Origin of the sequence: Aliiroseovarius sp. YM-037, from assembly GCF_048060095.1 — a bacterium.
Lineage (GTDB): Bacteria > Pseudomonadota > Alphaproteobacteria > Rhodobacterales > Rhodobacteraceae > JBLUOA01.
This window is the reverse complement of record NZ_JBLUOA010000002.1, coordinates 404,422-426,544: the sequence shown is the minus strand read 5'-3', so window position 1 is coordinate 426,544 and position 22,123 is coordinate 404,422. Positions and strand designations below refer to the sequence as shown.

Here is a 22,123-nt window from a genome sequence, read left to right as displayed (position 1 = left end):
CGTCCTATACTTTCCTCCACAAAGCCTATACCAGCCGTCGCTTGATCCCATTTTGATGCGGCGACATCGGGGCTGATGACCAGCCGTGCCGCCGCGCGTCCTAACTGCAGAAAATCCCTATCGTGAAACAAGCCCTCGCCGACGCCCTCGAACATCGCGGATATACCGCCCTAACCCCCGTGCAAGAAGCGGTGACTGACCCTGCCTTGGCCAATGCCGATTTGCTGGTGTCTGCCCAGACCGGATCGGGCAAGACTGTCGGCTTTGGCCTTGCGATCGCGCCGACATTGTTGGCCGATGCAGAGAGCTTCGCCAAGGCTGCATCCCCTCTCGCCCTGATTATCGCGCCAACGCGGGAGCTGGCCTTGCAGGTCCAGCGCGAACTGTCGTGGTTATACGCCAAGGCGGGGGCGGTCGTAACGTCTTGCGTGGGTGGCATGGATATGCGCGACGAACGTCGGGCGCTGGGGCGCGGGGCACATATCGTCGTGGCGACGCCGGGGCGGTTGCGCGACCACATCATGCGCGGGTCCATCGACATGAGCGGGCTGCGCGCCGTGGTGCTGGATGAGGCTGATGAAATGCTTGACCTCGGGTTTCGCGAGGATCTGGAGTTCATCTTGGGCGAAGCGCCTGAAACACGCCGCACACTGATGTTCTCGGCCACCGTGCCGCGTGGTATCGCGAACCTTGCGAAAAGCTATCAGAACGACGCGGTGCGCGTGACGACGACCGCTGAGAAATCCCAGCACGCGGATATCGAATATCTGGCGATGAATGTCGCGCCACGTGACAGTGAAAACGCGATAATCAACGTGTTGCGGTTCTACGAAGCGCCGAATGCGCTGGTGTTCTGCAACACGCGGGCGACGGTAAACCGTCTGACCGCGCGGCTGTCCAATCGCGGCTTTTCGGTCGTTTCGCTATCCGGTGAGCTGTCGCAGACCGAGCGCACGCACGCGTTGCAAGCGATGCGGGACGGGCGGGCGCGGGTTTGTGTCGCGACTGATGTGGCGGCGCGGGGGATTGACCTGCCGAATCTCGATCTGGTCGTTCATGCAGAGCTTCCGTCGAACCACGAAACGATGCTGCATCGGTCGGGCCGGACAGGTCGCGCCGGGCGCAAAGGCGTCAGCGCACTGATCGTGCCGCCGCAGTTTCGCCGCAAGGCAGAGCGGATTTTGCAAGGCGCAAAGGTCACGCCGACTTGGGGTGAAGCCCCATCCGCTGACGCAATCCGCCGTCGGGACGAAGACCGGATGTTGGCCGATCCCGCGTGGCACGAACCGGTGGCGAAGGCGGACAGGGGTTTGGTTGAAAAGCTGGTCGGCCAATTCAGCGCCGAACAGATCGCCGCGGCCTATGTGCGTCTGAACGGTAGTCGCCAGTCCGCACCGGAAGAGTTGGCACCTGCGGGCGGTGGGCAGAAGGCTCCGTCGCAGCGCGGTACCTTTGGGCCAAGCGTTTGGTTTTCGATCACTGGCGGGCGCAAGGAAAATGCAGAGCCCCGGCGCTTGTTACCGATGCTGTGTAAGGCCGGGAACCTGACGAACGACGATATCGGCGCGATCCGGGTGCAGCAGGATCAGTCGTATTTTGAGATTAAGCTGTCGAGTGTTGAGGGTTTCCTTGACGCGCTTGGCGATGACATGGTGGTTGAGGCCGGGGCAAAGGTGACGAAGCTTGATACCCCTCCGACAATCGTGACGGAACAGCGGCGTGGGTCGCCGCCGAAGCCGCAGGATCGCAAGCCGAAGGGTCGCCGTTCTGGCGCTGCGGCTCCGATTGACTGGGACGATGCGCCCGCGCCGCGGAAGAAAAAGCCGAAGCCCGGCGCGCCGGGGTCGAAGCCTAAATTCCCGCGTGAACCGAAGCCCGAGCGCCCGGAAGGTGTTGTGACACCGCTGAAAAAACGGAAAACTCAAGATGGAAAGCCGAAGCTTGTGACGCCGGTCGGGAAGCCGAATAGCAAGAAAAATAAGGCCCGTCGCGCCGGTCTGCAAGCGCAGGACATGAAGGGCGGAAGTGCCGTGCCAAAACGTGGTCGGAAGAAGCCCTAGGGATTATTCCGCCGCGACAGCCTTCGGGTCCACCAGCGCGACGATGTCGAACATGATGCGGTTCAGTTCGAAATCCTTTGGGGTGTAGACGCGGGCAACGCCCATCTTGCGCAGCCGCGCGGCGTCGTCTTCCGGGATGATGCCGCCCGCGACGACAGGGATGTGTCCGAGGCCAGCGTCCTTCATCCGCTCCATCAATTCCTCAAGCAACGGAATGTGCGACCCGGATAGGATCGACAGTCCGACGACATGCGCATCCTGTTCCCGCGCGGCGGTCACGATTTCTTCGGGCGTGAGGCGGATGCCTTCGTAGGTTATGTCCATCCCGCAGTCGCGGGCACGGGCGGCGATTTGCTCGGCGCCGTTGGAATGTCCGTCGAGGCCCGGCTTGCCGACGAGGAATTTCAGGCGGCGACCAAGCTTATCGCTGACCGCATCGACTTGGGCGCGAATTTCTTCAAGTCCTTCGGTCCGGTTTGAGGGGTTCTTGCTAACCCCCGTCGGCGCACGATACTGGCCAAAGGCGGCGCGGACGACATCGCCCCATTCGCCGGTTGTGGCTCCGGCCTTGGCAGCGGCAATGCTGGCAGGCATTATGTTTTCGCCGGATTTCGCAGAGGCGCGCAGGGCGTTGAGGGCAGCGTTAACGGCAGCAGTATCGCGGGTGTCGCGCCACGCGCGAAGGCGGGCGATCTGGTCCGCCTCGGCGTCCTTGTCGGCCACCATGATCGCGCCATCGCCGGAGGTCAGCGGGCTTTCCGCCGCCTCTGTCCAACGGTTGACGCCAACGACAGTTGTTTCGCCACCTTCGATTTTGCCAATGCGGTCGGCGTTCGATTCCACCAGCCGCGATTTCATGTAGTCGATGGCAGCGACCGCGCCGCCCATTGAGTCAATCTGCGACAGCTCTGCCCGCGCGCCATCCTTCAGCGCCTCGACTTTGCGGGTGATGGCGGGGTTGCCGTCAAACAGGTCTTCGTATTCCAGAAGGTCGGTTTCATAGGCCAGAATCTGTTGCATCCGAAGCGACCACTGCTGGTCCCAAGGGCGTGGGAGGCCGAGCGCTTCGTTCCATGCGGGAAGCTGTACGGCACGAGCGCGGGCGTTCTTCGACAACGTCACGGCCAGCATTTCGATCAGAATGCGGTAGACGTTATTCTCCGGTTGCTGTTCGGTCAGGCCGAGCGAATTGACCTGCACGCCATAGCGGAAACGACGGAACTTTGGATCTTCGACCCCGTAGCGTTGCAGAGTGATTTCATCCCAAAGCTCAACAAACGCGCGCATCTTGCACATTTCAGTGACGAAACGGATACCCGCGTTCACGAAGAAGCTGATGCGTCCGACCATGGCGGGGAAGTGCTCTTCGGGCACCTTGCCTTTCAGGTCGTCCAGCACGGCAGTGGCGGTGGCGAGGGCGAAGGCAAGCTCTTCCTCCGGTGTCGCGCCAGCCTCTTGCAGATGGTAGGAACACACGTTCATCGGGTTCCATTTTGGCAGATGTTCCCGCGTGTAGGCGGCGACGTCGGTGATCATCCTGAGCGACGGCGCGGGTGGGCAGACATAGGTGCCGCGGCTTAGATATTCCTTGATGATGTCGTTCTGAACCGTGCCTTGCAGGGCAGAGATATCCGCCCCCTGTTCCTCGGCGGCGGCGATGTAGAGCGACAGCAGCCACGGCGCCGTCGCATTGATCGTCATCGACGTGTTCATCTGATCCAGCGGGATCTGATCAAACAGCATCCGCATGTCACCCAGATGCGCAATCGGCACGCCGACCTTGCCGACTTCGCCGCGCGCAAGTTGATGATCGCTGTCATAGCCCGTCTGCGTCGGCAGATCGAACGCGACAGACAACCCCGTCTGCCCCTTGGCGAGGTTATTCCGGTAAAGCTCGTTCGACGCCTTGGCCGTGGAATGCCCGGCATAGGTGCGGAAAAGCCAAGGTCGATCGCGGGCGGGTAGGTCAGTCATGCAGTCAATCCGTGGTAACTAAATTATCCTTCGGCATACCTAATCGGAATAATCTTGCGCGGCAAGATGCTGCACTGCAAAAAGATTGGCGTGAGGTGATGAATATTAGAACAGCGGCAATTATCGGGTGTTTGCGCGTTCCGCATCCGCTTTGTGCGTCAGTCCCCAGTTTCCCAGAGAGTCGAGAACGGGGATCAGTGTTCGCCCGTAATCGCTGTATTGATAGTCGGCAAACGTGACGCCATTCCGCGTAATTTCGCGCCGAAGGACGATTCCGGCATCCTCAAGTTGCTGAATTTGCTCAGTCAGAACCTTCGCAGAGACGCCCGACAACGTCCGCCTAAGATCGCCAAAGTGATATGGTCGTTCGCGCAGTAGCCAGAGGATGCGGGTTTTCCACTTGCCCGATATGACTTTCAGCGCGGATAGGGCGGGGCAATCGAACAGTTTCTGGTCGTCTCGGCCGGCAGTCACCTTTTTGTAACCTCTTGTGCAGGGTCAGATTGTGCTGATCTGATCATAGAGAAGGCCGGGCAGACATGCCAATGGCCCCACGTTGCGAGCTGAATGATCAATGGAGAATGCAATGATTGTTGAATACCTTCGATATAAAATCGACATCGGTCGACAGAGTGATTTTATCTCAGACTACAAAGCGGCCGCCTCGCCGCTACTGGCGTCGCCACATGCGATGTCGTTTGATATGTGCCAATGTGTTGAGGAGCCGGAGCAGTTCGTTTTGCGTATCGAATGGACCTCTGCTGATGACCACTTAAAGGGCTTCCGTGGCAGTCAGGAGTTCAGGGAGTTCTTCGCTCACATCAAACCCTATCTAAATGACATTGAAGAAATGCGGCATTACGAGCGGCTGACTGACTGACGACAGCAGGCCGGATTGCGCAGCGGGCAGACGACCACGCCCCTCACTCCTTCAGAAACTTCCTCCTGGCCTCGGTTGCGATGCCATAGCGGGTTTCAAGTTTGGCGAGTTCTGCCATGACTTGCTTGCGGTCCGGTTCGTCCGTGAGGGTCTTGAGATGCGCACGTAGGGCGGCGATTCGTTTCTTGATCGTGATCTCTTCGGGCAGCACGCCCGCTTCGGCCATGATGCGAAAGCCGGCGGCGTCGGCGGTGCTGACAAAGGCTTCCTCGGGCCGGTGGGGTAGGGGTTTGCCTTCGCCCTCCAGACCGTCGAGCTTGCCTTCCAGACGGGCCTTCTGGATTTGCCGTTCGATCAGATTTCGGATGCCGCGGATCATGGGTAAACCTACGAGCTTGCACCGGTTGCCGCAACCGGCCCGGCACTGATCGCGCCAAAGGCGCGCCTTTCGAGAACCTGCAGATCGATTGACGATTTACGCACAGCGCTTTTGATGTAAGGGTCGTTCGGATGACTCAACTGGTTGAAATCCCGCTTTGGCTTCTGGTTTTGATCGTGCTTTTTGCAGCGGTCACCTTTGCGTCGCATTTCCTGTTTCCGTCGGTGCGCTGGTTTTTTCGACGGCGGGCAGAGAGGTTGGTTTCGGAACTGAACAAACGGTTGGAGCGTCCGATCCAGCCATTCAAGCTGGCGCGGCGGCACGACATGATCCAGCGACTGATTTACGACCCCAAGGTGATAGAGGCCGTCGCCCATCACGCCAAGACTGAAGGCGTGCCGGAAAACGTCGCGTTCGAACAGGCGCGGCGATATGCGCGGGAAATCGTGCCATCGTTCAGCGCCTCGGCCTATTTCGGAATCGCGATCCGCATGGCCCGTTGGGTATCGCGCGCGCTGTATCGGGTTCGGCTCGGCTATTACGACGAAACCGCCATCGCGAAGATCGACCCGGAGGCGACGGTCGTATTCGTGATGAACCACCGCAGCAATATGGATTATGTGCTGGTGACATATCTTGCGGCGGAGCGGTCGGCGCTGTCCTATGCGGTTGGTGAATGGGCGCAGGTCTGGCCCTTGCGCGGGTTGATCCGGGCGATGGGCGCGTATTTTATTCGGCGGAAGTCGCGCAATACGCTCTATCGCCGGGTGCTTGCGCGGTATGTGCAGCTTGCGACGGCGAATGGTGTGGCGCAGGCGGTGTTTCCCGAAGGCGGCCTGAGCCTTGATGGCACCGTGGGAGAGCCAAAGCTGGGTCTGCTCAGCTACATCCTTTCGGATTTCACGCCGGGCGAGGGGCGGGACGTGGTCTTTGTGCCGGTGGCGATCAACTACGACCGGGTGCTTGAGGATCGCGTGCTGCTGGAAGCGGCAGAGCAGGGCGAGCGGAAGTTCAAATTCCATATCTTAAAAATGCTCGGCTTTGTCGGGCGACAGATCCGGTTCAAGCTGACCGGGCGCTATCACCGGTTCGGCTATGCTGCCGTCAGCTTCGGCGACCCGCTGTCGCTGGATGCGTTTATCGGTGACGGCAAACACCGGGCGGAGGAGGTCGGCCACGCCCTGATGGAACGTATCCGCGACGTGCTGCCGGTTCTGCCCGTGCCGCTGGTTGCAACCGTGTTGGCAGAGACCGACGCGGGCATGATACGTGATGATATGGCGGCGAAAGTGGCGGAGACGATCGTGCGCCTGTCGAAACACGGCGCTTATGTGCATCTGCCCCGTGACAGCGCGGATTACGCAACCGAAGTCGGCCTGCGTATGCTGGTGCTGCGCGGCATGGTGACGGAACAAGACGGCGTTTACAACGTGAATCCCGACGAACGCGCGGCGATCACATTCTATGCCGCCTCCATCGCGCATTTGCTGGCGGAGCCAATAGATGCACCTGCGGCATTGATGCCGACATCCTAGAAACATTGGGTCATAAAATTACAAAATCGACCCGTTTGTGGTTGCATAATTACGTTTCGACATCTATCTCAGCGTAAACGCCGCATTGATTCTGCGATGCGGCAAAGCACGAAGACCAGTATGGAGTTTACAGGATGGCATTGGATACGGACCCGGCGATCGCCAGCTACGAGGCACCGGAAAAAGACCTTTATGGCATGGGTGAAATCCCTCCGATGGGGTATGTGCCAAAGCAGATGTATGCGTGGGCCATCCGGCGCGAACGTCATGGGGAGCCGGATCAGTCTTTTCAGGTCGAAGTCGTCGATATCCCGAAGCTCGACAGTCAGGACGTGCTGGTTTTGGTGATGGCGGCGGGCGTGAACTACAACGGTGTCTGGGCCGGTCTTGGTATCCCACTTAGCCCGTTTGACGTGCATAAGGCCGAATATCATATCGCGGGGTCCGATGCCTCCGGGATCGTTTGGGCGGTTGGCGACAAGGTGAAACGCTGGAAGGTCGGCGATGAGGTCGTGATCCACTGTAACCAGGATGATGGCGACGACGAGGAGTGTAACGGCGGCGATCCGATGTATTCCGACAGCCAGCGGATTTGGGGGTATGAGACTCCGGACGGGTCGTTTGCGCAGTTCACCCGCGTTCAGGCGCAACAGTTGATGGAACGGCCGAAGCACCTGACGTGGGAGGAGAGCGCCTGCTACACGCTGACGCTTGCCACGGCATACCGGATGCTGTTCGGGCACCGCCCGCATACGCTGAAACCCGGCCAGAACGTGCTGGTCTGGGGCGCGTCAGGCGGTCTGGGTTCTTTTGCGATCCAGCTTATCAACGCGGCGGGCGGCAACGCGATTGGTGTGATCTCCGAAGAAGACAAGCGAGAGTTTGTCATGAGCCTCGGCGCGAAGGGTGTCATCAACCGCAAGGACTTCAACTGTTGGGGTCAATTGCCGAAGGTGAACACCGACGAATACAAGCAATGGTTCGGTGAAGTTCGCAAATTCGGCAAGGCGATCTGGGAGATTACCGGCAAGGGCAACAACGTCGACATGGTGTTTGAACATCCGGGCGAGGCGACGTTTCCCGTCTCGACCTTCGTCTGCAAGAAAGGCGGTATGGTTGTGATTTGTGCGGGCACCACCGGCTATAACCTGACCATGGACGCGCGATACGTCTGGATGCACCAGAAGCGCATTCAAGGCAGCCACTTCGCCCATCTGAAACAGGCCGCTGCGGCGAATAAACTGATGGTGGAGCGTCGGATCGATCCCTGTATGTCCGAGGTTTTCCCGTGGGAAGAAATCCCGGCGGCGCATGTGAAGATGCTGAGGAACGAACACAAACCCGGCAACATGGCGGTTCTGGTGCAGGCGCCGACCACCGGGCTGCGCACACTGGAAGATGTGCTGGAAGCAGGAAGTTAACGCCTTCCAAGCCTGAATATATTGGATCAGCCGGCGGGGTGAACTCGCCGGCTGATTTCGTTTCTGCCGGCCGAAATCCGTTCAACGGCTTATTAACCCCCGCCTCGCTATTTTGGGGGAGTTGAATTCTGCGAATATATTGAGAAAGTCTGTTCGTGGTAGGGTTGTGTTAATCAGTTGTTAACTACTCTAAATGAGAGTCGAGCATGAAGAATGAATGGATATTGGACGTTCTGTCGGACCTCAGGAACTTTGCCCATAATAACGGGTTCTCCGTTCTGGCAGAGCAGTTGGACGATACAAAGCTGGTGGCAGCGTCCGAACTAACGTCCGACAGAAAAGGTGAGTTGGGGTCAGCCTTAAACGATGCAGGGAAAGCTAGAGGCCTTCATCGAATGTCTTGATCAGGCGACAACGCTTGATCAATTGCAATCCCATATCCTCAGCCTGCGCGATCTCTATCAGGTCGAGCATATCGTTTACCATTCCGTGAACAGCACGGGGCAGCAATATGCGGCCCTGACTTATGGCGACGAATGGGTGTCGCAATATCTGGCAGAGGATTACGCACGGATCGATCCGGTTGTGCTGGGCTGCTACCAGCGCTTTCACCCGGTCGATTGGAAGCGGCTTGACTGGTCATCGAAAAACGCCCGCGTCTTTCTGGGCGAGGCGCTGGAATGCGATCTAGGCAATCAGGGGTTCTCCGTTCCGATCCGTGGCCCGAACGGGCAATTCGCGCTTTTCACTGTCAATCATCGCTGCTCTGACGAGGAATGGAGCCGTCTGACAGAGGCGCATATCCGCGACCTGATTCTCGTCGCGCATTTCATCAATCAAAAAGCGCTTGAGATTGAGCGGGGAACAGATGAATTGCCCGCGCAATCGCTGTCGCCACGCGAAACCGATGCGCTGACGCTGCTCGCGATGGGATACAATCGCGCCAACGCTGCCGAAAGCCTCGCGATTTCCGAGCATACACTGCGTGTCTACATCGAAAGCGCGCGCTACAAACTGGGGGCGACGAACACCACCCATGCGGTCGCCCGCGCGATGGTCAAAGGGCTGCTTGTGGTCTGAATTGGGGCCATTCCGCGACTTGTTTCTAAAATCTTCACCATTTGTTCCTAGGCCTGAGTCCGTAACACGGATGGAGGCCCCCAATGCTCAGATATATCTATGGTGACGAACTCAACGCATTTCCGAAACTGCGCGACACGATGTTCCGGGATCGAGCGGACCAATTCCACAACCGGCTGGGGTGGGAGGTTAACGTCACCAGTAGCGGGGAGGAGCGGGACCAATACGACGTCATCAACCCACTCTATGTGATCTGGCAGCATGCGGATGGCGGGCATGGCGGATCGATGCGGTTCCTGCCGACGGTTGGGCGAACCATGGTGAACGATCACTTCCGGCATCTGACCGGCGGCGTTCGGATCAAAAGCCCGCTTGTCTGGGAATGCACACGCTTCTGTCTGTCGCGCGGGGCAGAAACACGGGTTTCGGCAGCGCTGATGCTGGGTGGCGCGGAAATCGGCGTTGGATTCCATTTGAAACACGCGGTTGGCGTATTCGACAGCCGTATGGTGCGGATCTATCGCCGTCTTGGCTGGGGGCCGACGATCCTCGGCTCTGACGGCGAAGGGCGCGACGAAATCAGCGTTGGCTTGTGGGAATTCGGCACGCCGGTGCGGGATCGGTTACTTAAGAAGGCGGGCATCTCCGCAGAGGTATCAAAGCTGTGGTTTGAACGCGCCTTTGGGTCTGTCGACCTACCGCTTTCCGCCACAGGCTGATCGCGCTGGAACCCCGCCAACTGGCGGGGTAGGGTCGCCGCATGAGCGAACCGAGCGTCACGTTTTCCGAAGATCAGGCGGATGCCTACGACCGTGTGACAGAGCTGTTGCGCAGCGCTGGTGTCGATCTGGACGATGCGCTTCTGACGCCAATGTCGGACGGCAAATCAAGCGTCCTCGCGGTGATCGGTAAGGCGGGGTCGGGCAAGACCCTACTGCTCGCCCAGCTATACGAAGCGCTGCAAGAGGCAGGCGTTGACGTCGTGTCGGGCGACTACGAGGGTCGCAAGCGCAAGGATCGGCGGACGCTGGCGATCCTTGCCCCGACGAACAAGGCGGCGAGCGTTCTGCGCAACCGCGGCGTTCCCGCGACGACGATCCACCGCATCCTCTACACGCCGGTCTATGACCCGGAATACGAAAAGGTCGCGGACTGGCTTGCCGGGAATGGCACGAAGCCCGAGATCGAAGGGCTGACCGAAGCAGCGCTTGACCGGGCAGCGGCGTTTTATGCGATCAACAAGTCGATCCCCGGCGCACTTGCTGCGGCTGGTCTGCGTGGTTCGGACTTCATCACGGGTTGGAAGCGGCGCGAAGACCCGCTGGATATCGGATTCGTCGACGAAAGTTCCATGCTCGACGAAAAGCAGTTCGAGGATTTGAAAGAGATTTTTCCGACCCTCGTGCTGTTCGGCGATCCGGCCCAGTTGGCCCCGGTCGGGCAATCGGGCCAGATGGTGTTTGACCAGTTCAAGGACGCCCGCAAGCTGGTGCTGCACCGCGTCCACCGGCAGACGCAGGACAACCCGATCCTCGACCTCGCCCATGCGCTTGGCGATGACAGTGTCGGGTTTGAAGCGTTTGAGCGGATGATCGAAGACTTTGCCGCCAAGGACGACCGGATCGTAATGGCGCAGCGGGTGGAAAGCGATCTGATGGCGCGATCTCCCGTTCTTGTGTGGCGGAATGTGACACGTGTGAAGCTGATCCAGGCGTTTCGCGCGGCCTATGACGCACCGGCGACTGAACTGTTGCCCGGAGAGCCGCTGATCTGCGACGGGCTGGAGCTGCCGCTGAAGCACCGCAAAAAACGGATCGACCTCGAAGCACGCGGCCTGATCAAAGGCGCACAGGTGGTGTATTTGGGGCCGGGCAACAAGCCCGGTTTTTCCCGGCTACACGTGATCGGCGCCGAAGACCCTCGGGTCAGCGCAGCGTCGATCATCAAGATCGAACACCCGGACGAGGAGGAGCCTTTCATCCCCTTCGCGGCCCGAATGGGCGCTGCGTTTCTGCACGGGGCTGCGGTGACGATCCACAAGGCGCAAGGCTCGCAGTGGGAAGACGTGCAGGTGTTTGCCCCCGATCTGTGGGTGGCGGCCCGTATGGGACGGACCGAAGCGGGGCAGCCCTTGTGGAAACGGCTGGCCTATGTGGCAATCACGCGGGCCGAAAAACGGCTGTTCTGGGTCGTGCGCAATCGGCTTGGGCGTCCGACGGCGGAGTTATCGGTAGAGGATTTGCGCGCAAAACCCGCGCCACTGGAGTTGACAGCGGAGGAGGCTGGCGATGGCTAAGACAATACTCGTGACAGGGGCGAGTTCCGGTATCGGACGCGCCGCGGCAGAGAAGTTCCTTGCCGAAGGTTGGCAGGTTGGCTTGATCGCAAGACGGGCGGACCCGTTGGAGGCGATGGCCGCCGACCATCCCGGCGCCCATGCCTTGCCAGCCGACGTAACGAACCCCGACGCGCTGAAAGCGGCATTTGACGAATTCGTCCGTCGCACCGGGCGGCTTGATGTGTTGTTTAACAATGCCGGAATGTTCGGCCCTTCTGCCCCAATTGACGAAGTATCTTTGGACGATTGGAACAAGGTTCTGAACGTCAACGTTGGGGGGATGTTCCATGCGGCGCGGCTTGCTTTTGGTCAGATGCGGCGGCAGCAGCCCCAAGGCGGGCGGATCATCAATAACGGCTCCCTATCGGCGCAGACACCGCGGCCGGCATCGGTTTGCTATACGACGACAAAACACGCGGTGACGGGCCTTACGAAAAGCCTGAGCCTTGATGGGCGTCCGTTCGACATTGCCTGCGGGCAGATCGACATTGGAAACGCCCGCACGGAGTTGGTCGAGGACTTGATCGACCGTGTGAAAACGGCGGATCCCGACGCTGAGGAGCCGCCGACGATGGATGTTCAGGATGCAGCCGATGCGATCTGGAACATGGCCCGGCTGCCTGCGAACGCGAATGTGCTGTTCATGACGGTCATGGCGACCAAGATGCCGCATGTCGGGCGGGGGTGATCAGCCGCGCACATAACGGAATGCGGCGGATGCACCCCAACCCGCAGCAATTGCGATGAACAGCGACAACAGGCCGTAGATCAGTGGCCGTTCATGGGCGAGGTTATAGATCCAACGCTCCAGCCCGACCTTGTTGACGTGCAGCACGGTTTCGTAGGCATCTACCACGGTGCCGCCGCGGGTCAGAAAGATGCGGGTGGTGTAGTTGCCTTCGGTCAAGTTTGCGGGCAGCGCGATTGAGGTGTTGAACAGGGTTTCGTCCGTCAGCTCCACCTCATTCTCCAACACTTGATATAGCCCGCTGCGGCTACGGATGCGGATGATCGCGGTGCTGAACGCAGGCGCGTCGCTGACCGAAAACGCAGCCCCGACCGAGCGGATCGCGCGGGGAATCGAAATGCGGTGCCTGAGGTCTTCGACATCGGTTAGGATATCGTCAAGCGGGTTGGTCGTGGCGACGGCGTAAAAGCTTGGTGCGGCGTCGACCAGAACGGACTCCGTGTTTACCCAGATGCCAAAACGCTTTTCCTTGCGCCGGACGGTCACGGGTTCGGACGGGCCGACAACGGCGACAATCACCTCAAGCGGGGCGTCGGTTGGGGCGGGGGATTCCCGTTTGACCGCGCCGAAGATCAGAATCTCCGAGCCATCGAAATTCGCCGTGATCGCCACGCGGTTCTGGCTAAGGCCGGCAATGACGGCTTCGTCCGCGCGAAGGGGTACGACCGTCAGTAGCAGGAGGATCAGCGCGCGCAGGATCATCCGTGCCCTCCGTGCCCGATCGAATAAACCTCGCTCGGCATCAGCAACAGGTCGAGCGCGAGCTTGCCGCACACCGCCAGAACCATCAGCGCAAGCAGGATGCGCAACTGTTCCGCCTTCATGCGGGTCCCGATCCGGGTGCCGATCTGCGCGCCGATGACCCCACCGATCAACAGCAGAACCGCCAGCGCCATATCGACAGTATAGTTCGTGGTTGCGTGAAGCAGCGTGGTAAAGGCTGTGACAAAGATGATCTGAAACAGCGACGTGCCGACGACGACCTTGGTCGGCATCCCCAGCAGGTAGATCATCGCAGGCACCATGATAAACCCGCCGCCAACACCCATGATCGCGGCCAGAACGCCAACGAAAACGCCGACGATCAGCGGCGGAATGACCGAGATATAAAGGCCGGACGTGCGGAACTTCACCTTGAAGGGCAGGTTGTGAATCCAGTTGTGTTTCTTGCGCACGGTCGTGCCCGGCGATTTGCGCGACCGCCGGATCGCCCGCAGGCTTTCAAAGAACATCAGCCCGCCGATAATGCCGAGGAAAACGACGTAGCAAAGCTTCACCAGCAGATCGACCTGTCCCTGACTTTTAAGGAAGTTGAACAGTTGCACGCCCAGTGCTGCGCCTATCAACCCGCCGATCAGCAGGACCGTCCCCATCCTGAGGTCAACGGTTTTTCGCTTCAGGTGTGCAAGAACGCCAGAAAATGACGACGCGACGATCTGGTTCGCTTCGGTCGCGACGGCAACCGCAGGCGGGATACCGATAAAGAACAGCAGCGGCGTCATCAAAAAACCGCCGCCGACGCCGAACATTCCGGACAGAATCCCTACCAAACCACCCAAGCCGAGAAGGAGGAATGCGTTAACCGAAACTTCGGCTATGGGGAGGTAGATCTGCATGGCCCTTCATAGTCTGCCTTCAAAGGGGAACTCAACGGGGAGAACCGCAAAAAAAGCAGCAGATCAGGGCCAATAGCGCCCTTAATTACCGTTCCTTGACGTAGGGGGCACCGCCAGCGCGGGGTGGGATGGCCTTGCCAACGAAACCGGCCAGAATCACTACGGTCAGAATGTAGGGTAGCGCCTGCATGAACTGGACCGGAAGTGTGACGCCAAGAAGGTCGATATTCTGGTAGCGGTTGCCGATCGCTTCAAGCAGGCCGAACAGCATACAAGCGCCAAGCGCGTGCCACGGTCGCCACTTGGCAAAGATCAACGCGGCAAGCGCGATAAAGCCCCGCCCGGCGGTCATGTCCTTGACAAAACCGGCGGCAAGACCGGTTGCAAGATACGCCCCCGCAAGGCCGCAGAGCGCTCCGCAGATGATAACGGCGGTATAGCGCAGCCGGGTCACAGAGATGCCAGCCGTATCCACCGCGCCGGGGTTTTCACCGACCGCCCGCAGTCGCAGGCCAAACCGGGTGCGGAACAGGACATACCAGCTTGCCGGAACCGCCAGCAGCGCGATGTAGACAAGGAACGTGTGGCCTGACACAAGCTCTGCATAGAACGGGCCAACCATAGGCACCTCGCGCAAGGCGTCCGCGAACGGCCATTCGAGGTTTGAAAATCGCCCCTGACCCATCAGCGACGGCGTGCGTCCCCCAAGGCCAAACCAGCTTTGCCCGATGACGACGGTCAGGCCCGCGGCAAGGAAGTTGATCGCAACCCCGGAAATCAGCTGATCGCCCCGGAAGGTGATCGACGCAAGCCCGTGCAGCAGGGCGAGCATGATTGAAACACCGACCCCCGCAAACATGCCGAGCCAGACATTGCCGGTCGCCGCAGCGACCGCCGCAGACAGAAACGCGGCGGCTAGCATCTTACCTTCTAGCCCAATATCGAAGATGCCGGAGCGTTCAGAGAATAGCCCGGCGAGGCAGGCCAGCAATAGCGGCGTCGCAAGGCGCACAGTTGAATCGAGGATTTGCAGGATGGTCAGAAAATCCATTACGCGTCCTCCTTCCGCATGATCATGAACAGGTTTTCGACCGGTTTTCGCACCATGCCATCAAGCGCTCCGGTAAACAGGATCACCAGCGCCTGAATGACCACGACCAACTCGCGCGGGATAGACTCCCACAGCGCGAGCTCTGCGCCCCCTTGGTAGAGGAACCCGAATAGCAACGCCGCCAGCGCGACGCCAACCGGATGGGACCGGCCCATCAGCGCAACGGCGATTCCGATGAAACCCGCCCCCTCGACGGAGTTCAGGATCAGCCGTTCGCTTTCCCCCATCACGTTGTTGATCGCCATCAACCCGGCCAATCCGCCGGAAATCAGCATCGACAGCATGATGATGCGGGTCGGGGAAATCCCGGCATAGCGGGCGGCACTTTCGCTATGGCCAAAGGCGCGGATCGCGTAGCCAAGCCGGGTGCGCCACATCAGGATCCAGAAAAGGAAACAACACAGGATTGCGACGATAAAGCTGACATTTGCGGGGGCGTTCTTGTTGAACTCAATCCCGAGCGGTGCGAGCATTTCGTGGAAGGTCGGCAGATGCGCACCAGCCGGGAAGTCGCGGGTTTCAGCGGCCATGTTGCCCGGTTCTTTCAGCACGTTGACCAGCAGATACCCCATCAGCGCGGCGGCGATGAAGTTGAACATGATCGTGGTAATCACGATGTGACTGCCGCGTTTCGCCTGTAAATACGCAGGGATAGCGGCCCAAGCAGCGCCAAACACCGCGCCGCCGATGATCGCCGCCGGCAGGGCGATCAACCAATGCGGCCAGTCGACCGCTAGACAAACAAGCGCAACGCCAAGACCGCCAATCGCCGCCTGACCCTCACCCCCGATGTTGAACATTCGCGCGTGGAAGGCGATGGCGACCGCCAGCCCCGTGAACATGAAGTTCGTTGCATAATAAAGCGTGTAACCCCATGCGCGGGTGTCACCAAACGACCCCTGAACCATCGTTTTGATCGCGACGACCGGGTCTTTGCCGATGGCAAGGATCACAAGCCCGGAAATCAGGAAGGCCAGCAGCAGATTGATCGCGGGAATAAGGGCGACGTCTGCCCATCTTGGCATACGCTTCATGGTTCAGTGCTCCTTCGCGACGGCGTCGAGGTTCGCCTCGATCGCATCGACAATCGGGCCGTCGGGTTCGGATGTCATGCCCGCCATCAGCAGGCCGAGTTCCTTTTCATCGGTTTCGCTCGGCAGCCGTTCACCCATGATGCGCCCGTCAAACATCACCGCGATGCGGTCGGACAGCGACATGATCTCATCCAGCTCTACCGAAACCAGCAGGATCGCCTTGCCCTGATCACGCAGTTCGATGATCTGCTGGTGAATAAACTCAATCGCGCCAATGTCGACGCCACGGGTCGGTTGACCGATCAGCAAGAGCGACGGATCACGCTCCATCTCGCGCGCCAGAACGATTTTCTGCTGGTTTCCGCCTGAGAAATTTTCGGCCATCAGGCGCGGATTCGGGGGGCGGACGTCGTAGCGATTCATCTTGGCTTGGGTTTCGGACAGGATCGCCGAGTTATCCATCAGGATCGCGTTTTTGTTGTAGCTGGGGTCGTTGTGGTAGCCGAACACCATGTTTTCCCACGCGGCGAAGTTCAGGATCAGCCCCTCGCGGTGACGGTCTTCGGGCACATGGGCGATGCCACGGGCGCGGCGGGATTGCCCGTCGGAATACTTGCCGGTCAGATCAATCTCTTGCCCATTGACGCGGATCAATCCGGTCGCCTCTTCATAGCCACCAAGGACGTTCAGAAGATCCGATTGCCCATTGCCGGAAACCCCCGCAATGCCAAGGATTTCGCCCGCCCGGACCTCAAGCGAAATTCCCCGCAACCGTTCGACGTTGGAATCGTCAACGACCCGCAAGTCTTCAACCTCAAGCACCTTCTCGCCGGGTTGGGCCGGGGTCTTATCAACCCGCAGCAGCACCTTGCGACCCACCATGCGTTCGGCGAGATCTTCGGGCGAGGTGTCGACGGTTTTGACGGTGCCCTTCATCTCGCCCCGCCGCATCACGCTGACGGTGTCGGTGACATCCATGATCTCGCGCAGTTTATGGGTGATGAGGATGATGGTTTTGCCTTCGTCCTTCAGGTTGCGAAGGATGCGGAACAGATGGTCGGCCTCGGCCGGAGTCAGCACGCCGGTCGGTTCATCCAAGATCAGGATTTCGGCGTGACGATAAAGCGCCTTCAGGATTTCAACCCGCTGTTGGTGACCGACCGACAGGTCTTCGATCAGCGCATCGGGGTCGACGTTCAATTCGTATTCCCGGGCGAGTTCAACCAATTGCGCGCGTGCGCGGGCGAGCGATGGGCGCAGGCGGGCGCCGTCTTCTGCGCCAAGCACCACATTTTCAAGAACCGTGAAATTCTGAACCAGTTTGAAGTGTTGGTGCACCATCCCGATGCCCGCGGCGATGGCCGCCTGGCTGTCGGGAATCTCTGTCTTGGCTCCGTTGATAAAAATCTCGCCCGCGTCGGCTTTGTAAAAACCGTAGAGGATCGACATCAGCGTGGATTTGCCCGCACCGTTTTCGCCCACAATCCCGTGGACCGTGCCGGGGGCGACAGAGATCGAAATATCCTTGTTCGCCTGCACCGGCCCGAAGGCTTTTGAGATGCCGCGAAGTTCAATGGCTGGGGCGGCAGTGTCCTGCCGCCCCGAATTTGCGTCTTGCGCCATTCCCGTGCCTTACATCACCGGGCAGGATTCGTCGGACATGTAGTCATGCACTGCGATCTCGCCCGAGATGATCTTGGCTTTCGCGTCGTCGATTGCGGCCTGCATTTCATCGGTAATCAGGTCTGCGTTGTTTTCATCCATCGCGACGCCAACACCGTCCTGTTCGAGGCCGAGCACCTGAAAGCCGGTCTCAAGGTCGGCACCATCCGAGAACGCATCGTAAACCGCGACATCCACGCGCTTGGTCATGGAGGTCAGGACCGAACCGGGGTGCATGTGGTTCTGGTTGCTGTCGACGCCGATCCCAAGGATCCCTTCGTCCGCTGCAGCTTGCAGCACGCCAACGCCGGTGCCGCCCGCCGCGTGATAAACAACATCAGCACCTTGGCTTACCTGTGCGCGGGTCAATTCAGCACCCTTCACCGGGTCGTTCCAAGCAGACGGGGTCGTGCCGGTCATGTTCTGGATCACGGTCGCATCCGCGTTCACGGCTTTGACGCCCTGCACATAGCCACAGGCGAATTTGGAGATTAGCGGAATATCCATGCCGCCGACAAAGCCGACGGTGCCGGATTCCGATGCCATCGCGGCCATCATACCAACGAGGTAAGAGCCTTCGTGTTCGCTGAACACTACAGACCGTACGTTCGGCTGTTCGACCACCATGTCGATGATGACGAATTTCGTGTCGGGGAAGTCGGGCGCAACCGTTTCAAGGGCAGACGCGAATGCAAAGCCTGCCATCACGACCGGGTTCGATCCCGCTTCAGCAAACCGGCGCAGTGCCTGTTCGCGTTGCGCTTCGGACTGAAGTTCAACCTCGCGGAACGACTCGCCGGTTTCTTCGGCCCACCGCTGCGCACCTTCGTAGGCCGCTTCGTTGAAGGATTTGTCGAATTTCCCACCAAGGTCGAAAATGACCGCAGGTTCGGCAACCGCTGCCGCAGTCGACAGCGCCAGCGTTGCAGCGGCGCTAAAGAATGTTCGCATCAATGACATGATACTCTCCCAATTGATTTAGGCGGCTGCGCGCGGTTTCCCGGCGGACCCCCAAGTTTTTACAAGCAGATCGTTCCTGATCATCTGCAATTAAGGACGGAGCGGTCCCGGAGCGTCAATAGCTTTCTGCCATTTGATCCAAAGAGTCTGGGCCCCTGCCTGCGTGTTTTCGCAGGCGACGTCGCGTCAATCAGCGGCCAGATCGCGGCTAAGGATCAGCGCATCGATTCGCGCACTATCGGGGGTTCTGTAGTAGGACGGGCGGCAACCTTCTTCGCGGTAACCCTGCGCGCGGTATAGCGCGATGGCCGGGGCGTTGTTCGCGGCGACCTCAAGAAACGCGCGGGTGGCGTTGCGTTTGATTGCTTCGGCCTCAAACGCGCGAAGGACGGTTGCGCCAAGCCCTTGCCGCCGTTTGTCCGGCGATACGGCGAGGGTCAGCAACTCCGCCTCATCCGCGATGGCGCGGCCAAGGGCAAAGCTGTGCGTGTCACCGCAAAGATAGGTGCCGGGCGTTGTGAGGATCGCTGCAAACTCCGCCTCTGACCACGGGCGCGGGGTTTCAAAGCAAAGGGCGTGCAGATTGGCCAGCGCGGCGGGTGTCACGGCAGAATCACAGGTGCCGGATCGCGGGGCGGGGCCGCATCCACGGCGCGAATATATAGCGGGGCGGGCCGTCCGGGATTAAGGCTGCTACGCTGCTGCGCCAACCGGGCGATGCCGGTGGCAAGCGGCACGGCGGGCTCGGACTGTTCAAGGCCAACCGCGCCCACATTGCGGGCCGCGATCATCGCGTCGGCATCGGCCCGCAGCAGCATTTGCGGCGGCTCCACGCCGCCATGTTGAAGGAATTGCAGGTAAACCTGCCCGCGCCGCGCATCGATCAGCGACGCGATGGGGCGGGGCATATCGACCGCCTCGGCCTCAAACCGCGAAACGCCGACTGCGGGAATCCCGAGCGCAAGGGCGAGGCCACGTGCGGCGGAAACAGAAATACGGATGCCGGTAAAATTACCCGGCCCGATCCCAACGCCGAGCGTCGTCAGATCGCGCCATTCGGTGCCGCCCTTGGCCAAAACCTCCTCCAGCAGCGGCATCAGGCGTTCGGCCTGGCCCTTTTGCATCGGTTCGAACGCCTCAGCGATCACGCTGTCGCCGGATAGCAAAGCGGCCGCGCAATGCGCGGCCGATGTGTCAAAGCCAAGCGTTAGCGGTTCAGGCGGCAACCGGGCGCACCTCAACCACTTCGGGGATGTAGTGACGCAGCAGGTTTTCGATCCCCATCTTCAACGTCAGCGTCGAAGACGGGCAACCTGCGCAGGCACCCTGCATGTGAAGATAGACAATCCCCTTGTCAAAGCCGTGGAAGGTGATGTCGCCACCATCCTGTGCGACGGCCGGACGCACGCGGGTGTCGAGCAAGTCTTTGATCTGGCTTACAATCTCTCCGTCCGGGCCATCGTGTTCGGCGTGACCTGCCTGTTCGGTCCCGCCTTGGATCACCGGCTGGCCGGACTGGAAATGCTCCATAATCGCGCCAAGGATTGCGGGCTTGATGTGATCCCACTCGATGCTGTCGGGTTTTGTCACGGTCACGAAATCCGACCCGAGGAACACGCCGCTAACCCCGTCCACGGCAAAGATACGCTGCGCAAGCGGAGAGCTGGCGGCGCTGTCCGCCGTCGGGAAATCGGCGGTGCCGGTCGGCAGAACTGTCTGACCGGGCAGAAACTTCAGTGTCGCCGGGTTCGGGGTGGTTTCAGTCTGGATAAACATAAGTGGCCTCCGTCTGGGCCACAGATATGCGCCCCGGCCCGCGCGATGTCAAGATTTGGAATGGTTCTAAGATGCGTCAGGTCGCGCGAAAAGCTGTGAATTTCAAGGGGCGGTCAGGTAATCGCCTCTAGCCGTTCTTTCGACAGATCGCCGGGCACAATCGTAATCGGTATCGTCAGGCTGCCGGATGCCTTGGAAAGCTGCGTGACAAGCGGCCCCGGACCCTTCTTGTCAGTCCCGGCACCGAGCACGAGCACGCCGACCTCAGGGTCTTCGTTCACTTGTTCAAGGATTTCGTCAACCGGCTCACCCTGGCGGATCACGAGTTCCGGGTCGACATTCTGCTTGTCGCGCATCCACTTCGCGAACACCTCGAAATGCGCGTGAATGCGTTCGCGCGCCTCTTCCCGCATCAGATCGCCGACGCCGATCCAGTGGTTGAATTCATCCGGCGGAATCACGGCGAGGATTTCGACCCCACCGCCGGTTCGGGCAGCGCGCATTGCGGCGAACCGCATGGCGTTCAGACACTCGCGGCTGTCATCCAGCACGACCAGAAATTTGCGCATTAAATGCCCCCTTCAATCGTCATGATGATGGCGGAGCGGTGCGGCCCACGCAAGCGTCGAATACTCATGCGGTGCTTCGCGCCCAATCCCAATAAAGGTCGCGCACCCGCTTGGTCATTGGCCCGTGCTGGTAATGCGTGCCGTCAAATTCAACGACCGGAGTCACTTTCGACATATTGCCGGATAGAAAGACCTCATCCGCGTCGAGGATGTCATCAAAGCTCAGCACGGTTTCGTGGACGGCGACGCCATCGGCGGTGAGGTTGCTGATATGACGCGCGCGGGTGATCCCGGCAAGAAACGTGCCGTTGGCGATGGGGGTGAAGACCTCTCCGTCCTTCACCATGAACACGTTCGCCGTCGCGCTTTCCGCGACATTGCCCATTGCGTCGGCGGCGAGGGCGTTGGGGTAGCCCTTGGCGTTCGCCTCCGCGATCATGCGGGCGTTGTTGGGGTAGAGGCAGCCGGCCTTCGCGTTGCAGACGGCGGATTCCAGAACCGGCCGGCGGTAGCGGGTGGTGGTCAGCCTGGTCGTTGCCTCGGCCGTGGCCATGGGCGCATCTTCGAGGCACAGCGCGAACCGGGTGCTGCTTGCCTTTGGCACGATGGCGGACGCCTCACCATGCACGGCCCAATACATCGGGCGGATGTAAACGGCGGTTTCGGGTCCGTAGGCGGACAGGCCGTCCCATGCGATCTCTACCATCTCCTCCGGTGTGATGGTCGGCGCAAGCATCAAAGCCTCCGCGGATCGGTTGGCACGGGTGCAGTGGGCGAGCAGGTCCGGCGCCATGCCTTCGAAGTAGCGGGCGCCGTCGAAAATCGTCGATCCCAGCCACGCCGCGTGATCGGCGGACCCGATAATCGACACCGCCCCGTCATGCCATGCGCCGTCAAACCAAGTGCGAATGTTTTTCCCGAACGCCATCGTTCCCTCCGCTCTGAACGGGCGGAGAGTAGACCGCAAAAAGGTCAGGCGT

22 protein-coding genes are annotated in these 22,123 nt (G+C 60.1%); 8 read left to right on the top strand and 14 right to left on the bottom strand.

The features are described 5' to 3' along the window. The first annotated feature begins 122 nt into the window (after nucleotides 1-122). Nucleotides 123-2,060: a DEAD/DEAH box helicase gene (locus ACEWPJ_RS12710; RefSeq protein ID WP_416513470.1), complete on the top strand. Its 1,938-nt coding sequence runs from the start codon at nucleotides 123-125 to the stop codon at nucleotides 2,058-2,060. 3 nt (nucleotides 2,061-2,063) lie between these two features. Here the strand turns inward: ACEWPJ_RS12710 and ACEWPJ_RS12705 are convergent, their stop codons facing one another. Continuing rightward, nucleotides 2,064-4,034 (bottom strand): methylmalonyl-CoA mutase family protein, encoded by a 1,971-nt coding sequence (locus ACEWPJ_RS12705; RefSeq protein WP_416513469.1) that lies wholly within the window; start codon nucleotides 4,032-4,034, stop codon nucleotides 2,064-2,066. A gap of 120 nt (nucleotides 4,035-4,154) precedes the next feature. Continuing rightward, nucleotides 4,155-4,508: a winged helix-turn-helix transcriptional regulator gene (locus tag ACEWPJ_RS12700; RefSeq protein ID WP_416513468.1), complete on the bottom strand. Its 354-nt coding sequence runs from the start codon at nucleotides 4,506-4,508 to the stop codon at nucleotides 4,155-4,157. 100 nt (nucleotides 4,509-4,608) lie between these two features. On the opposite strand from ACEWPJ_RS12700, the gene ACEWPJ_RS12695 reads away from it, so the two are divergent. Beyond that, the gene (locus ACEWPJ_RS12695; RefSeq protein ID WP_416513467.1) at nucleotides 4,609-4,914 is read left to right on the top strand and encodes a putative quinol monooxygenase; all 306 of its coding nucleotides are present in this window, start codon (nucleotides 4,609-4,611) and stop codon (nucleotides 4,912-4,914) included. Nucleotides 4,915-4,957: 43 nt separating this feature from the next. Here the strand turns inward: ACEWPJ_RS12695 and ACEWPJ_RS12690 are convergent, their stop codons facing one another. Further along, nucleotides 4,958-5,293, bottom strand: coding sequence for a DUF1992 domain-containing protein (locus tag ACEWPJ_RS12690; protein ID WP_416513466.1), 336 nt, complete (start codon nucleotides 5,291-5,293; stop codon nucleotides 4,958-4,960). Between the two features lie 131 nt (nucleotides 5,294-5,424). On the opposite strand from ACEWPJ_RS12690, the gene ACEWPJ_RS12685 reads away from it, so the two are divergent. From ACEWPJ_RS12685 to ACEWPJ_RS12660, 6 genes are all read left to right on the top strand, one after another. Beyond that, complete coding sequence (locus tag ACEWPJ_RS12685; protein WP_416513465.1) at nucleotides 5,425-6,828, top strand: 1-acyl-sn-glycerol-3-phosphate acyltransferase; 1,404 nt, start codon at nucleotides 5,425-5,427, stop codon at nucleotides 6,826-6,828. Between the two features lie 134 nt (nucleotides 6,829-6,962). Then, nucleotides 6,963-8,249 carry a crotonyl-CoA carboxylase/reductase gene (gene ccrA, locus ACEWPJ_RS12680; RefSeq protein WP_416513464.1) on the top strand — a complete coding sequence of 429 codons (1,287 nt, stop codon included), beginning with the start codon at nucleotides 6,963-6,965 and terminating at the stop codon, nucleotides 8,247-8,249. A 366-nt stretch (nucleotides 8,250-8,615) separates the two neighbouring features. Continuing rightward, a complete protein-coding gene (locus ACEWPJ_RS12675) occupies nucleotides 8,616-9,329 on the top strand; it encodes a helix-turn-helix transcriptional regulator (RefSeq protein ID WP_416513463.1) in 714 nt (237 codons plus the stop codon). Between the two features lie 83 nt (nucleotides 9,330-9,412). Continuing rightward, nucleotides 9,413-10,048: an acyl-homoserine-lactone synthase gene (locus ACEWPJ_RS12670; protein ID WP_416513462.1), complete on the top strand. Its 636-nt coding sequence runs from the start codon at nucleotides 9,413-9,415 to the stop codon at nucleotides 10,046-10,048. 41 nt (nucleotides 10,049-10,089) lie between these two features. Then, the gene (locus ACEWPJ_RS12665) at nucleotides 10,090-11,625 is read left to right on the top strand and encodes an ATP-dependent DNA helicase (protein ID WP_416513461.1); all 1,536 of its coding nucleotides are present in this window, start codon (nucleotides 10,090-10,092) and stop codon (nucleotides 11,623-11,625) included. Beyond that, on the top strand, nucleotides 11,618-12,355 hold the full coding sequence (locus tag ACEWPJ_RS12660) for an SDR family oxidoreductase (protein ID WP_416513460.1): 738 nt from the start codon (nucleotides 11,618-11,620) through the stop codon (nucleotides 12,353-12,355). Before ACEWPJ_RS12665 ends, ACEWPJ_RS12660 begins: the two co-directional genes overlap by 8 nt. Here the strand turns inward: ACEWPJ_RS12660 and ACEWPJ_RS12655 are convergent, their stop codons facing one another. The 11 genes from ACEWPJ_RS12655 to ACEWPJ_RS12605 all read right to left on the bottom strand — a co-directional run bounded on the left by ACEWPJ_RS12655 (nucleotide 12,356) and on the right by ACEWPJ_RS12605 (nucleotide 22,071). Continuing rightward, entirely contained in the window at nucleotides 12,356-13,117 is a 762-nt protein-coding gene (locus ACEWPJ_RS12655) for a TIGR02186 family protein (RefSeq protein ID WP_416513459.1), read from the bottom strand. Next, entirely contained in the window at nucleotides 13,114-14,031 is a 918-nt protein-coding gene (locus tag ACEWPJ_RS12650; RefSeq protein ID WP_416513458.1) for a sulfite exporter TauE/SafE family protein, read from the bottom strand. The genes ACEWPJ_RS12655 and ACEWPJ_RS12650 overlap by 4 nt, the downstream gene beginning before the upstream one ends. An 85-nt stretch (nucleotides 14,032-14,116) precedes the next feature. Then, nucleotides 14,117-15,082 carry an ABC transporter permease gene (locus ACEWPJ_RS12645; RefSeq protein ID WP_416513457.1) on the bottom strand — a complete coding sequence of 322 codons (966 nt, stop codon included), beginning with the start codon at nucleotides 15,080-15,082 and terminating at the stop codon, nucleotides 14,117-14,119. After that, nucleotides 15,082-16,176, bottom strand: coding sequence for an ABC transporter permease (locus tag ACEWPJ_RS12640; RefSeq protein ID WP_416513456.1), 1,095 nt, complete (start codon nucleotides 16,174-16,176; stop codon nucleotides 15,082-15,084). The genes ACEWPJ_RS12645 and ACEWPJ_RS12640 overlap by 1 nt, the downstream gene beginning before the upstream one ends. A 3-nt stretch (nucleotides 16,177-16,179) precedes the next feature. Continuing rightward, nucleotides 16,180-17,799: an ABC transporter ATP-binding protein gene (locus ACEWPJ_RS12635; protein WP_416513455.1), complete on the bottom strand. Its 1,620-nt coding sequence runs from the start codon at nucleotides 17,797-17,799 to the stop codon at nucleotides 16,180-16,182. 9 nt (nucleotides 17,800-17,808) lie between these two features. Beyond that, nucleotides 17,809-18,798: a BMP family lipoprotein gene (locus ACEWPJ_RS12630; protein ID WP_416513454.1), complete on the bottom strand. Its 990-nt coding sequence runs from the start codon at nucleotides 18,796-18,798 to the stop codon at nucleotides 17,809-17,811. A gap of 186 nt (nucleotides 18,799-18,984) precedes the next feature. Next, entirely contained in the window at nucleotides 18,985-19,404 is a 420-nt protein-coding gene (locus ACEWPJ_RS12625; protein ID WP_416513453.1) for a GNAT family N-acetyltransferase, read from the bottom strand. Beyond that, nucleotides 19,401-20,024 (bottom strand): tRNA (adenosine(37)-N6)-threonylcarbamoyltransferase complex dimerization subunit type 1 TsaB, encoded by a 624-nt coding sequence (gene tsaB, locus ACEWPJ_RS12620; protein ID WP_416513452.1) that lies wholly within the window; start codon nucleotides 20,022-20,024, stop codon nucleotides 19,401-19,403. Before tsaB ends, ACEWPJ_RS12625 begins: the two co-directional genes overlap by 4 nt. Beyond that, a complete protein-coding gene (locus ACEWPJ_RS12615) occupies nucleotides 20,014-20,574 on the bottom strand; it encodes a NifU family protein (protein ID WP_416513451.1) in 561 nt (186 codons plus the stop codon). Before ACEWPJ_RS12615 ends, tsaB begins: the two co-directional genes overlap by 11 nt. Before the next feature lie 113 nt (nucleotides 20,575-20,687). Then, entirely contained in the window at nucleotides 20,688-21,143 is a 456-nt protein-coding gene (locus tag ACEWPJ_RS12610) for a universal stress protein (RefSeq protein WP_416513450.1), read from the bottom strand. Nucleotides 21,144-21,207: 64 nt separating this feature from the next. Next, nucleotides 21,208-22,071, bottom strand: a complete 864-nt coding sequence (locus ACEWPJ_RS12605; RefSeq protein WP_416513449.1) for a branched-chain amino acid aminotransferase — start codon at nucleotides 22,069-22,071, stop codon at nucleotides 21,208-21,210. Nucleotides 22,072-22,123 lie beyond the last annotated feature (52 nt).